The 12,490-nt window shown below is 50.1% G+C and carries 8 protein-coding genes; 4 read left to right on the top strand and 4 right to left on the bottom strand.

The window, feature by feature from the left end; all coding sequences use genetic code 11:
* Positions 1-12: 12 nt before the first annotated feature.
* Both betB and betI read right to left on the bottom strand, forming a co-directional pair.
* Positions 13-1,485, bottom strand: a complete 1,473-nt coding sequence (gene betB, locus ACJHW7_RS15000) for a betaine-aldehyde dehydrogenase (protein WP_021556526.1) — start codon at positions 1,483-1,485, stop codon at positions 13-15.
* Between the two features lie 13 nt (positions 1,486-1,498).
* Positions 1,499-2,086 (bottom strand): transcriptional regulator BetI, encoded by a 588-nt coding sequence (betI, locus tag ACJHW7_RS14995; protein WP_001301903.1) that lies wholly within the window; start codon positions 2,084-2,086, stop codon positions 1,499-1,501.
* Positions 2,087-2,214: 128 nt separating this feature from the next.
* On the opposite strand from betI, the gene betT reads away from it, so the two are divergent.
* The 3 genes from betT (at position 2,215) to ACJHW7_RS14980 (ending at position 10,034) form a co-directional block, all read left to right on the top strand.
* Positions 2,215-4,248, top strand: coding sequence for a choline BCCT transporter BetT (gene betT, locus ACJHW7_RS14990; RefSeq protein WP_000131044.1), 2,034 nt, complete (start codon positions 2,215-2,217; stop codon positions 4,246-4,248).
* A gap of 572 nt (positions 4,249-4,820) precedes the next feature.
* Positions 4,821-8,804, top strand: coding sequence for an autotransporter adhesin EhaA (gene ehaA / locus ACJHW7_RS14985; RefSeq protein ID WP_072769077.1), 3,984 nt, complete (start codon positions 4,821-4,823; stop codon positions 8,802-8,804).
* Positions 8,805-8,945: 141 nt separating this feature from the next.
* Positions 8,946-10,034, top strand: a complete 1,089-nt coding sequence (locus ACJHW7_RS14980; RefSeq protein WP_000146391.1) for an EAL domain-containing protein — start codon at positions 8,946-8,948, stop codon at positions 10,032-10,034.
* 41 nt (positions 10,035-10,075) lie between these two features.
* Here ACJHW7_RS14980 and ACJHW7_RS14975 read toward each other — a convergent pair whose 3' ends face one another.
* Together ACJHW7_RS14975 and ACJHW7_RS14970 are read right to left on the bottom strand one after the other, a co-directional pair.
* The gene (locus ACJHW7_RS14975) at positions 10,076-11,008 is read right to left on the bottom strand and encodes a LysR substrate-binding domain-containing protein (RefSeq protein ID WP_001084392.1); all 933 of its coding nucleotides are present in this window, start codon (positions 11,006-11,008) and stop codon (positions 10,076-10,078) included.
* Positions 11,009-11,099: 91 nt separating this feature from the next.
* Positions 11,100-11,597, bottom strand: a complete 498-nt coding sequence (locus ACJHW7_RS14970; RefSeq protein WP_337450326.1) for a DUF1097 domain-containing protein — start codon at positions 11,595-11,597, stop codon at positions 11,100-11,102.
* Positions 11,598-11,854: 257 nt separating this feature from the next.
* Between ACJHW7_RS14970 and ACJHW7_RS14965 the strand changes: the two genes are divergently transcribed.
* On the top strand, positions 11,855-12,460 hold the full coding sequence (locus tag ACJHW7_RS14965) for an ankyrin repeat domain-containing protein (RefSeq protein WP_000023635.1): 606 nt from the start codon (positions 11,855-11,857) through the stop codon (positions 12,458-12,460).
* Positions 12,461-12,490 lie beyond the last annotated feature (30 nt).

Here is a 12,490-nt window from a genome sequence, read left to right as displayed (position 1 = left end):
TAAACCTCCTGGTTAGAATATGGACTGGAATTTAGCCATCTCAACCTGGATGGACTTCACCTGGGTGTAACTCTGGAGCGTCATCACGCCGTTCTCGCGACCAATGCCGGAGTGTTTGTAGCCGCCAACGGGCATCTCTGCCGGGGATTCGCCCCAGGTGTTGATCCAGCAAATACCCGCTTCCAGCTGATGAATGACGCGATGCGCGCGGTTCAGGTCCGCCGTCACGATGCCCGCCGCCAGGCCGTAGTCGGTATCATTGGCGCGGCGAATCACTTCGTCCTCAGATTCATAAGTGAGAAGCGACATCACTGGCCCGAAGATCTCTTCACGCACGATGGTCATATCGTCGCTGCAATCGGTGAACACTGTCGGTGCAACCCATGCGCCGTTATCGAAGCCATCGCCTTTCAGTACATCGCCGCCGCACAGTACGCGCGCGCCTTCCTCTTTGCCTTTGGCGATATAGCGCAGCACGTTATCGCGATGCGGGAAGCTGACCAGCGGGCCGAAGTTAGTTTGCGGATCGAAAACGTCGCCCGCGCGAATGCGCTCAACGCGCGCCAGAATTTTCTGCTCAAATGCGGCTTTGCATTTCGCCGGAACGAAGACGCGGGTGCCATTGGTACACACCTGACCGGAGCTGAAGAAGTTTGCCATCATGGCGATATCGGCGGCGAGATCGAGATCCGCATCATCGAAAACGATCAGCGGTGATTTACCGCCCAGTTCCATGGTCACTTCTTTCAGGGAAGAGGCCGCCGAGTTAGCCATCACTTTTTTGCCGCTGGCGACACCGCCGGTAAATGACACTTTGGCAATGCCCGGATGCTCGGTCAGATATTGCCCGGTCTCCGCGCCCACGCCCGGCAACACGTTAAATACGCCGTCCGGCAGGCCCGCTTCGCTGTAAATTTCAGCCAGCTTTAACGCGGTAAGCGGGGTGACTTCGCTCGGTTTGAAAATCATTGCGTTGCCTGCCGCCAGCGCCGGGGCGGATTTCCACAGGGCAATCTGAATCGGGTAGTTCCATGCGCCCATCCCTGCCACTACGCCCAGCGGTTCGCGGCGGGTATAAACAAATGACGTCTCACGCAACGGGATCTGGCTGCCTTCCAGCGACGGGATCAGCCCGGCATAGTACTCCAGCACGTCCGCACCGGTAACGATATCGACGGTTGAGGTTTCCGAATACGCTTTTCCGGTATCGAGGGTTTCCAGTTTTGCGAGTTCATCATTGCGTTCACGCAGAATATCAACGGCCCGACGCAGAATGCGCGAGCGCTCCATCGCGGTCATCGCCGCCCAGATTTTTTGCCCCTGTTGGGCACTCTTCACGGCGCGATCGACATCCTCACGCCCGGCGGCCTGCACGGTCGCCAGCACGTTACCGTTGGCCGGGTTAATGGTCTCGAAGGTGCGACCGCTGGTGGCGGAGGTATAACCACCATGTATATAAAGCTGCTGTTCTGCCATTCGGGACATCACGTCTCCTCGGTTAATCGGTGGGTAAATGCTGAGTAATAAAGTGACGGGTCAGCGAGTGTGCGAGAGGTTTATCCAGCGGTTTGCCGCTCAGTGCCGCGCGCAGCCATAATCCGTCAATCAGCGCGGCAAGGCCGTAGCCCGCTTCCTGTGCCTGGTGGCGCGGCAATTCGCGGCGAAACTCGCTCACCAGATTCGACAGCAAGCGGCGGCTGCTGACCTGCTGTAAACGATAGAGCATCGGCTGATGCATACTGCTGGCCCAGAACGCCAGCCAGGCTTTCATCGCCGCACTGCTCACCTGCGTTTCATCGAAGTTTCCGCCAACAATCGCCTGTAATCGCTGCTCTGCACTGCCCTGCGGAAGTGCATGTAATCGATTCAAAACCGCGTCACGCAGCTGACTGGTGATATCGCGCATGGTTGCTTCCAGCAGACCATTTTTGTCCCTGAAATAGTGGCTGATGATCCCCGTAGAAACGCCTGCACGGCGGGCGATCTGCGCGATCGTTGCATCGTGCATGCCCACTTCATTTATTGCTTCCAGTGTGGCGTCGATCAGTTGTCTGCGCCGGATCGACTGCATCCCCAATTTGGGCATTTTCGCCACTCCATTCATCAGCGTTGTTTATCTATTAAAGCGGTTATTGATTGGACGTTCAATATAAAATGTGTCTTAATTGTTACGAATTTGATTTTAAATGGTAACAATAACAGTGGGGATACTGGATGACAGACCTTTCACACAGCAGGGAAAAGGACAAAATCAATCCGGTGGTGTTTTACACCTCCGCCGGACTGATTTTGTTGTTTTCCCTGACAACGATCCTGTTTCGCGACTTCTCGGCCCTGTGGATTGGCCGCACGCTGGACTGGGTGTCTAAAACCTTCGGTTGGTACTATCTGCTGGCGGCAACGCTCTATATTGTCTTTGTGGTCTGTATCGCTTGTTCGCGTTTTGGTTCGGTGAAGCTCGGGCCAGAACAATCCAAACCGGAATTCAGCCTGCTGAGTTGGGCGGCGATGCTGTTTGCTGCCGGGATCGGTATCGACCTGATGTTCTTTTCCGTAGCCGAACCGGTAACGCAGTATATGCAGCCGCCGGAAGGCGCGGGACAGACGATTGAGGCCGCGCGTCAGGCGATGGTCTGGACGCTGTTTCACTACGGCTTAACCGGCTGGTCGATGTATGCGCTGATGGGCATGGCGCTCGGATACTTTAGCTATCGTTATAATTTGCCGCTCACCATCCGCTCGGCGCTGTACCCGATCTTCGGTAAACGGATTAACGGGCCGATAGGGCACTCAGTGGATATTGCAGCGGTGATCGGCACCATCTTCGGTATTGCCACTACGCTCGGTATCGGTGTGGTGCAGCTTAACTATGGCTTGAGCGTACTGTTTGATATTCCCGATTCGATGGCGGCAAAAGCGGCACTGATCGCCTTGTCGGTGATAATCGCCACGATCTCTGTCACCTCCGGTGTCGATAAGGGGATTCGTGTGTTATCGGAACTTAACGTTGCGCTGGCGCTGGGATTGATCCTGTTCGTATTGTTTATGGGCGACACCTCGTTCCTGCTTAATGCGCTGGTGCTGAATGTTGGCGACTATGTGAATCGCTTTATGGGCATGACGCTCAACAGTTTTGCCTTCGACCGTCCAGTTGAGTGGATGAATAACTGGACGCTCTTCTTCTGGGCATGGTGGGTGGCATGGTCGCCGTTTGTCGGCTTGTTCCTGGCGCGTATCTCGCGTGGGCGTACCATTCGCCAGTTCGTGCTGGGCACGTTGATTATTCCGTTTACCTTCACGCTGTTATGGCTCTCGGTATTCGGCAATAGCGCGCTGTATGAAATCATCCACGGCGGCGCGGCATTTGCCGAGGAAGCGATGGTCCATCCGGAGCGCGGCTTCTACAGCCTGCTGGCGCAGTATCCGGCGTTTACCTTTAGCGCCTCCGTCGCCACCATTACTGGCCTGCTGTTTTATGTGACCTCGGCGGACTCCGGTGCGCTGGTGCTGGGGAATTTCACCTCGCAGCTTAAAGATATCAACAGCGACGCCCCCGGCTGGCTGCGCGTCTTCTGGTCGGTGGCGATTGGCCTGCTGACGCTCGGCATGCTGATGACCAACGGGATATCCGCGCTGCAAAACACCACGGTGATTATGGGGCTGCCGTTCAGCTTTGTGATCTTCTTCGTGATGGCGGGGTTGTATAAATCTCTGAAGGTAGAAGATTACCGCCGTGAAAGTGCCAACCGCGATACCGCGCCGCGACCGCTGGGGCTTCAGGATCGCCTGAGCTGGAAAAAACGTCTCTCGCGCCTGATGAATTATCCGGGCACGCGTTACACTAAACAGATGATGGAGACGGTCTGTTACCCGGCAATGGAAGAAGTGGCGCAGGAGCTGCGGTTGCGCGGCGCGTACGTGGAGCTAAAAAGCCTGCCGCCGGAAGAGGGACAACAGTTGGGGCATCTGGATTTGTTGGTGCATATGGGCGAAGAACAAAACTTTGTCTATCAGATTTGGCCGCAGCAATATTCGGTGCCGGGCTTTACCTACCGCGCACGTAGCGGTAAATCGACCTACTACCGGCTGGAAACCTTCCTGTTAGAAGGCAGCCAGGGCAACGACCTGATGGACTACAGCAAAGAGCAGGTGATCACCGATATTCTTGACCAGTACGAGCGGCACCTTAACTTTATTCATCTCCATCGTGAAGCGCCGGGCCATAGCGTGATGTTCCCGGACGCGTGATTGTTTTTGCATAAAACCGCGCCATGTCTGCATATGGCGCGGGAATCATTGACTCGCTGTAAAAAATTATGCATATATTATATATGATTGTCATGTCATATCCTGCAATTCCTCTTGTATCACTTCATGATTTTATATTTTATTAATTAACGATTTTATTTTGTATTAGCTGAATGGATTCAGTCCTATAGTGTTATATATTTATTAATAAGACGATTCTTATATTTTGATACCTAATAAGAGTTACCGCTTTTATCGGCTGTATATTAAATGTATTCCTCTTGCTTTTGTTTATATTTTGAGTTGATTTGAGTTCCTGGATACATATAATGCGCAGGTATTAGAGACTGGGAGGAATGTAATGATAAAGTTAAGAGTGTTAACTTAAAATAAGTTTTAAGTAATAACTTGCTATTTTATTACCCTCTGAACTACATACTCAGATATGTGGTTGCCAATGCTATGCAAAATTTTTGAATTTTTATATGCGATGAACAGTAACCAGAATGGCATTTAATGCGTTGCTGTTTATGCAATCTTGGTTTTATTTGGATGTATTGCTGGAGATTGTGATGAATAAAATATATCGGCTAAAGTGGAACAGGTCCCGTAACTGTTGGAGCGTCTGCTCTGAGCTGGGGAGCAGAGTAAAAGGAAAAAAGTCCCGGGCTGTTTTAATTAGCGCGATAAGTTTATATTCATCTCTGGTATTCGCCGATGATGTCATCGTAAACCAGGATAAAACTATTGATTTTGGCAAAGAGAACCAGAGCATCGATTACCGTATTACGGTGACTGACAATGCCAATCTGGTAATCAATACGACAGATACTTCCCGTCCGCGTCTGACTCTCGCTTCTGGTGGTGGGTTGGATATTACCGGAGGAAAGGTAACAATCAATGGCCCGCTTAACTTTTTGCTGAAAGGTACGGGGTTCCTGAATGTCTCCAATGCTGGCAGCGAGTTATATGCTGATGATTTGTATGAGTCAAACTCAGGCATGAGACATGATCAAGGCTATTTTAATGTCTCCAATGGCGGCAAAATTCATGTTAAGGGCACCAGTCGTCTGACTTATACGCAGGGGAATGTAAGCGGCGAAGGTAGTCAGGTAAATGCAGGGACCTTCTTTATGGGCGTTTACGGCGGATATGGCGGTAATCAGTTCCTGTCGGTTAATAACGGTGGTGAAGTTAATGCTCGTGAACATATTAGCCTGGGTTATTACGACCAACGTTCTGATACAACATTAGTCGTATCAGATGGAGGTAAAATATCCGCACCGAAAATTAGTTTAAGCACCAACTCTGAGTTAGCGTTAGATGCACAGGAAGGAAGTGCTGCGAAGGCTGCAGGGATTATTGATGCCGAAAAAATTGAGTTTGTGTGGGCAAAGACATCCGATAAGAAAATCACCTTAAACCACACGGATAAAAACGCGACTATTTCCGCGGATATTGTCAGTGGCAGCGAGGGCCTGGGCTATATCAATGCGCTCAATGGCACGACTTACTTAACCGGTGATAACTCTGCCTTTAGTGGTAAAGTCAAAATTGAGCAAAATGGCGCTTTAGGGATCACCAAAAATATAGGTACAGCAGAGATCAACAACCGCGGGAAATTACACCTGAAGGCTGACGATAGCATGACCTTTGCCAATAAGATTTCCGGCAATGGTACAATAAGTATCGACAGTGGGACAGTGGCACTGACCGGCAATAACTATGCATTCAGCGGATATATTGATGTCGCTTCTGGTGCTGTCGCGGTTATTTCTGAAGACAAGAACATCGGCCGTGCGGACCTGGATGTTGATGGCAAACTGCAAATCAATGCCAATAAAGATTGGGTATTTGATAACGATCTTCAAGGTAGAGGTATTGTTGAAATAAACATGGGGAATCACGAATTCTCCTTCGATGAGTTTGCTTATACAGACTGGTTCCAGGGTTCACTGGCGTTTCAGAACACGACATTTAACCTGGAAAAGAATGCTGAGTTTCTGCAGAGAGGCGGGATCACTGCGGGTCAGGGAAGCCAGGTAACAGTGGGTAAGGGCGCTCACTCCATTAGCACTTTGGGATTCTCCGGCGGAACCGTTGATTTTGGTGCCCTGACAGCAGGTGCACAGATGACAGAAGGGACGGTCAACGTTAGTAAAACGCTGGATTTGCGCGGCGAGGGTGTGATTCAGGTTTCTGACAGTGACGTTGTCCGCTCAGTATCTCGTGATATTGACTCTGCGTTATCGCTCACTGAAGTCGATGATGGTAACAGCGCCATTAAGCTGGTTGATGCGCAAGGTGCGGAAGTTCTGGGCGATGCGGGCAATCTGCAATTGCAGGATAAAAATGGGCAAATCCTCTCCAGCAGCGCCCAACGTGATATTCAGCAGAATGGGCAAAAAGCGGCCGTCGGCACTTACGACTATCGTCTGACGAGTGGGGTAAACAATGACGGTCTGTATATCGGTTACGGCCTGACCCAGCTTGATTTACACGCTACCGACAGCGATGCTCTGGTGCTGAGCTCTAACGGTAAAAGCGAGAATGCCGCCGATCTCAGCGCAAAGATTACCGGCAGTGGTGACCTGGCATTCAGCAGCCAGAAGGGTCAGACCGTATCGCTTTCTAACAAAGACAACGACTATACCGGTGTTACCGATCTGCGCAGTGGGACGCTTTTGTTGAATAACGATAACGTGTTGGGTAATACCCATGAACTGCGTCTGGCGGCAGAGACTGAACTGGATATGAATGGTCACAGCCAGACCGTGGGCACGCTCAATGGCAGCGCCGATTCACTGCTGAGCTTAAATGGCGGCAGTCTGACGGTTACCAACGGGGGCACTTCAACCGGTTCGTTAACGGGGAGCGGAGAGCTGAATATTCAGGGCGGCACGCTGGACATCGCGGGCGATAACAGCAACCTGACGGCGAATGTGAACATTGCTAATTCGGCTAATGTCCTGGTAAGTCATGCGCAGGGATTGGGTAGCGCAAACGTTGAGAACAACGGTACCCTGGCGTTGAATAATAGCACTGAAAAAAGAGCGGCTGCGTCTGTGAATTACACCCTGGGCGGCAATCTGACCAACAACGGTACGCTGATGACCGGAATGTCAGGACAGCAAGCTGGCAATGTGTTAGTGGTGAAGGGGAACTACCACGGTAATAACGGTCAACTAGTAATGAATACGGTACTGAATGGCGATGACTCAGTAACCGATAAATTGGTTGTCGAGGGCGATACTAGCGGCACGACTGCCGTTACGGTGAATAACGCTGGCGGTACAGGTGCGAAAACCCTTAACGGTATCGAACTTATCCATGTAGACGGTAAGTCTGAGGGCGAATTTGTTCAGGCTGGTCGTATCGTTGCGGGGGCGTATGACTACACTCTCGCGCGTGGACAAGGGGCAAATAGTGGTAACTGGTATCTGACCAGCGGCAGTGATTCTCCTGAACTGCAGCCGGAGCCAGACCCGATGCCGAATCCGGAGCCAAACCCGAATCCAGAGCCGAACCCTAACCCGACACCTACGCCGGGTCCGGATCTGAATGTGGATAATGACCTGCGACCGGAGGCGGGTAGCTACATTGCGAACCTTGCAGCAGCGAATACAATGTTCACCACGCGTCTGCATGAGCGTCTGGGTAATACGTACTATACCGACATGGTGACGGGTGAGCAGAAACAAACCACTATGTGGATGCGCCATGAAGGTGGTCATAATAAATGGCGTGATGGCAGCGGCCAGCTGAAAACCCAAAGCAATCGCTATGTTCTGCAACTGGGAGGCGATGTCGCGCAGTGGAGCCAAAACGGCAGCGACAGCTGGCATGTTGGGGTCATGGCGGGATATGGCAACAGCGACAGCAAAACCATTTCCTCGCGAACCGGTTATCGTGCAAAAGCGAGTGTGAACGGATATAGCACCGGCCTCTATGCCACCTGGTATGCCGATGACGAGTCGCGTAATGGCGCGTATCTCGACAGTTGGGCGCAGTACAGCTGGTTTGATAACACAGTGAAAGGGGATGACTTACAAAGTGAATCCTATAAATCAAAAGGATTTACCGCTTCACTGGAAGCTGGATACAAACACAAATTAGCTGAATTTAATGGCAGCCAGGGAACGCGTAATGAATGGTATGTTCAGCCGCAAGCACAGGTTACCTGGATGGGAGTCAAAGCCGATAAGCACCGCGAAAGCAACGGAACCCTCGTTCATAGCAACGGTGATGGCAATGTTCAAACCCGACTTGGCGTAAAAACCTGGCTGAAGAGCCACCATAAAATGGATGACGGTAAATCCCGCGAGTTCCAGCCGTTTGTAGAAGTGAACTGGCTGCATAACAGTAAGGATTTCAGCACCAGTATGGATGGCGTGTCCGTCACTCAGGATGGAGCCCGAAATATTGCTGAGATAAAAACCGGGGTGGAAGGACAGCTAAATGCCAACCTGAATGTCTGGGGGAATGTGGGCGTTCAGGTTGCCGATAGGGGATATAATGACACCTCTGCAATGGTTGGCATTAAGTGGCAATTCTGATCTGAATAATGAGTAAAAGGAGAGAGAGCCGAACGGGAGATAATTCGGCTCTCTGTGTCATTTTCTTGCAGCCAGCTTTATCAGTCAGAGTGAAGACTCGCAGATTTAGCTGGCGCACAAGATTTAATCAAGGTGTGTTCGATGGCTTCGCATGATTTGAGTGTTTTTTTGGAAGAGTTCGGGGCAACGGTGAATTTGACGTTGCCTGGTATCGTGTCCGAAAAAGAACGGCTTTTACTCAAGCTGCTAATGGAGGGAATGTCGGTTACAGAAATCTCACAGTACAGAAATCGCAGTGCAAAGACAATTTCACATCAAAAGAAGCAGCTGTATGAAAAACTAGGCATCCAGAGTGATATTACCTTCTGGCGGGATATCTTTTTTCAATATCATCCGCAAGTCATCAGTGGCACGGGAAATAAAAATAATTTTTATATCCCTGATAACCGTTGTCACCATATCGTCACGCCTGAAGCCATCAGTCTGGCGTTGGAAAACCACGAATTCAAACCGTGGATCCAACCGGTTTTCTGCGCGCAGACTGGGGTACTGACGGGCTGTGAGGTACTTGTCCGCTGGGAACATCCACAAACGGGAATTATCCCACCGGATCAGTTTATTCCTCTGGCGGAGTCATCCGGTCTTATTGTCATAATGACCCGCCAACTGATGAAACAGACTGCGGATATTCTGATGCCGGTAAAACATTTGCTGCCGGACAATTTCCATATTGGCATCAACGTCTCGGCGGGTTGTTTTTTGGCAGCGGGATTTGAAAAAGAGTGTCTGAACCTGGTTAAGAAATTAGGTAACGATAAAATCAAGCTGGTTCTCGAGCTAACGGAACGTAACCCTATTCCGGTAACGCCAGAAGCCAGAGCGATATTTGACAGCCTTCATCAGCACAACATTACCTTTGCGCTGGATGACTTTGGTACGGGTTATGCGACCTATCGTTACTTGCAGGCGTTCCCGGTCGATTTTATTAAGATCGATAAGTCATTTGTGCAAATGGCGAGTGTCGACGAAATCTCCGGTCATATTGTGGACAATATTGTCGAACTAGCGCGTAAGCCTGGTCTGAGTATCGTGGCGGAAGGGGTAGAAACCCAGGAGCAGGCGGATTTAATGATCGGTAAAGGCGTTCACTTTTTGCAGGGCTATTTGTACTCTCCGCCAGTACCGGGTAATAAATTTATCTCTGAATGGGTAATGAAAGCAGGTGGTTGATGTAAACCGCTATTCACAGCGCATCGGGAGGTTGGCAGCGATTAATTCTCCCGATGCAGTAAATCCTGATAGATCCCCGTTAATATGCCATTTGGCGCAAATTGTTTTTTAATCCACTGCGTCACCTGACCCGTAGCAGAATGCTGAGTCGCCAGTAACATGCGCGAATCCTGGCGCGGATTATGGATTTGTCGGGTAACCAGCAGGGATTGCGTCATCGCCTCACGGACCATGTAATCCGGCAAAAAACCAATTCCTTCACCTAAAATCTGGCACTGACATTTGGTGTTGAAATCTGGCACCAGAATTGACTCCTGCCCGTGCAGCAACCAGCCCACTTTTTTATTAATCGTATGCGCGGTGTCCTCCACCATAATATTAGGGTAGAGACGCAGTTGGCTTTCGGCGATGGGTTCCGGCACAAAGGCTAACGGGTGATCCGGGGCGATAGCAAAAGCCCAGCGAATCGCGCCAATTTCAGTGTAATCAATACCGCCGCCGTCCAGTAGTGTATCGGGTGCGCCGATGGCGATATTGGCCTGATTATTAATAATCGCATCCCAGACGCCGTTATACACTTCGGTGGTGACGGTAATCTGGCAGGTAGGAAACTGCTTTTTCAGCACCTGTAACAAGCGTGCGGTGTGTTTGGGCGTATAAAGCAGCTGATTAATACAAATGCGCACACGTGCTTCTATGCCCTGCGAAATAGTATCGATACTGCGTTTGATGGCGTGAAAATCATTCAGCAGGTCGGTAGCTTTGCGGAAAAAATAACGCCCGGACTCCGTTAACTCAATGCTGCGGGTACTGCGAGTGAACAGCACCACATCCAGCCCCGTCTCCATACGCTTGATGGTGTAGCTAATGGCGGAAGTGGTTAAACCCAACTCTTCTGCGGCTTTACTGAAGCTGCCAAAACGCGCAGCGGTAGTAAATGCCAACAGATTCTCTTCGGTAAAAATTGAGTTCATTAAACCATTCTCGCCATTATCTACTATGAATTTCTCCAGCTATGACTGTAGAGGTATCGGTTAAAGATAGATAATCATTTTTGAATAACTTTTAATACCCGTCGCGTTTAGTCGTCGCTTCGCTTAATTTTTGTCCACCATATTCTGAAATTATCCCCACGCAGTTACCCGCCAGAAAACCCAGTAACGTCACCGTCCAGTTCATCCCGCTGGCAAAAAACAGCGTCATGCCGAGAAAGCCACCGGGAATAAAGGACAGTAACCAGAAACGCCCTTGCCAGACCACTACCGCCGAGAAGGGTACGGTAGTAATTACGCTCGCCCAGAACGCGGACAGTCCACTTACAGAGGCCAGCCAACCGGCAGCCAGCGCGGCGAAAAATGCCCACACCATCCCGGAATAATTAACCGCCAGACTTCTGATAAACCCCGATTTACCGCCGCCTGCGGCATAAAAACTGCAAAAGGCGACGAAGCCAATGGTTCCTAATAATTCCCATCCCTGAGAGAGCCCGACATGTGAAGACACTAACTGCCAAAGCCCTGCACAAATACCGACGGTGAAACCCGTTGCCGTGAGTCCGTTCATCTTGTTCCCCTCTGGTTAGACATGGACGAAAGCTACTCTTACATGTGCAGACTATAGAGAAATAAAACCTGATTGAGTGAAAGGGTATCGGGTCAAAGAAACAAATATTGCACTACCGCACACTGCGAAAAGATTGTTGAACATCATTCAACAAAAAGGCGAAATACAGCGAATTAAATTTAAGCGGGTTCTTTTATCAGATTATCGTTGCTATTCTCAATTCATCGAAAACAGCCACAAAAACCAGGGGAATGTGAATGAGTATAAAAAATCTACCTGCCGACTATTTATTGGCTGCACAACAGGGTGATATCGATAAAGTAAAAACCTGCCTTGCGCTGGGTGTCGATATTAATACCTGCGATCGTCAGGGGAAAACGGCAATTACGCTGGCAAGTTTATATCAGCAATATGCTTGCGTTCAGGCATTAATTGATGCCGGAGCGGATATTAATAAGCAAGATCATACCTGTTTAAATCCTTTTTTAATTAGCTGTCTGAACGATGATTTAACTCTACTACGAATTATTTTACCGGCTAAACCCGATCTTAATTGCGTAACCCGTTTTGGCGGTGTCGGCCTGACGCCTGCCTGTGAAAAAGGCCATTTAAGTATTGTAAAAGAGCTTTTGGCGCATACGGAGATTAACGTTAACCAGACCAACCATGTAGGCTGGACGCCGCTACTGGAAGCGATTGTGCTTAATGATGGTGGTATTAAACAGCAGGCGATTGTGCAGTTATTGCTGGAACACGGTGCCAGCCCGCATCTGACGGATAAATATGGCAAAACGCCACTGGAACTGGCGCGGGAACGGGGCTTTGAAGAGATTGCGCAGTTACTGATTGCCGCAGGTGCATAAACCGGGAGGCTTGCAATCAACACACCAGAA

This window comes from Escherichia sp. WS1152 (genome assembly GCF_046487665.1).
GTDB lineage: Bacteria > Pseudomonadota > Gammaproteobacteria > Enterobacterales > Enterobacteriaceae > Escherichia > Escherichia coli.
This window is presented reverse-complemented; position numbering and strand designations above follow the sequence as displayed.

What these genes read in the sequence shown, in the direction of transcription:
- betB (WP_021556526.1), bottom strand. Translation starts at nt 1,485, where the DNA reads ATGTCCCGAATGGCAGAACAGCAGCTTTATATACATGGTGGTTATACC.
- betI (WP_001301903.1), bottom strand. Translation starts at nt 2,086, where the DNA reads ATGCCCAAATTGGGGATGCAGTCGATCCGGCGCAGACAACTGATCGAC.
- betT (WP_000131044.1), top strand. Translation starts at nt 2,215, where the DNA reads ATGACAGACCTTTCACACAGCAGGGAAAAGGACAAAATCAATCCGGTG.
- ehaA (WP_072769077.1), top strand. Translation starts at nt 4,821, where the DNA reads ATGAATAAAATATATCGGCTAAAGTGGAACAGGTCCCGTAACTGTTGG.
- ACJHW7_RS14980 (WP_000146391.1), top strand. Translation starts at nt 8,946, where the DNA reads ATGGCTTCGCATGATTTGAGTGTTTTTTTGGAAGAGTTCGGGGCAACG.
- ACJHW7_RS14975 (WP_001084392.1), bottom strand. Translation starts at nt 11,008, where the DNA reads ATGAACTCAATTTTTACCGAAGAGAATCTGTTGGCATTTACTACCGCT.
- ACJHW7_RS14970 (WP_337450326.1), bottom strand. Translation starts at nt 11,597, where the DNA reads ATGAACGGACTCACGGCAACGGGTTTCACCGTCGGTATTTGTGCAGGG.
- ACJHW7_RS14965 (WP_000023635.1), top strand. Translation starts at nt 11,855, where the DNA reads ATGAGTATAAAAAATCTACCTGCCGACTATTTATTGGCTGCACAACAG.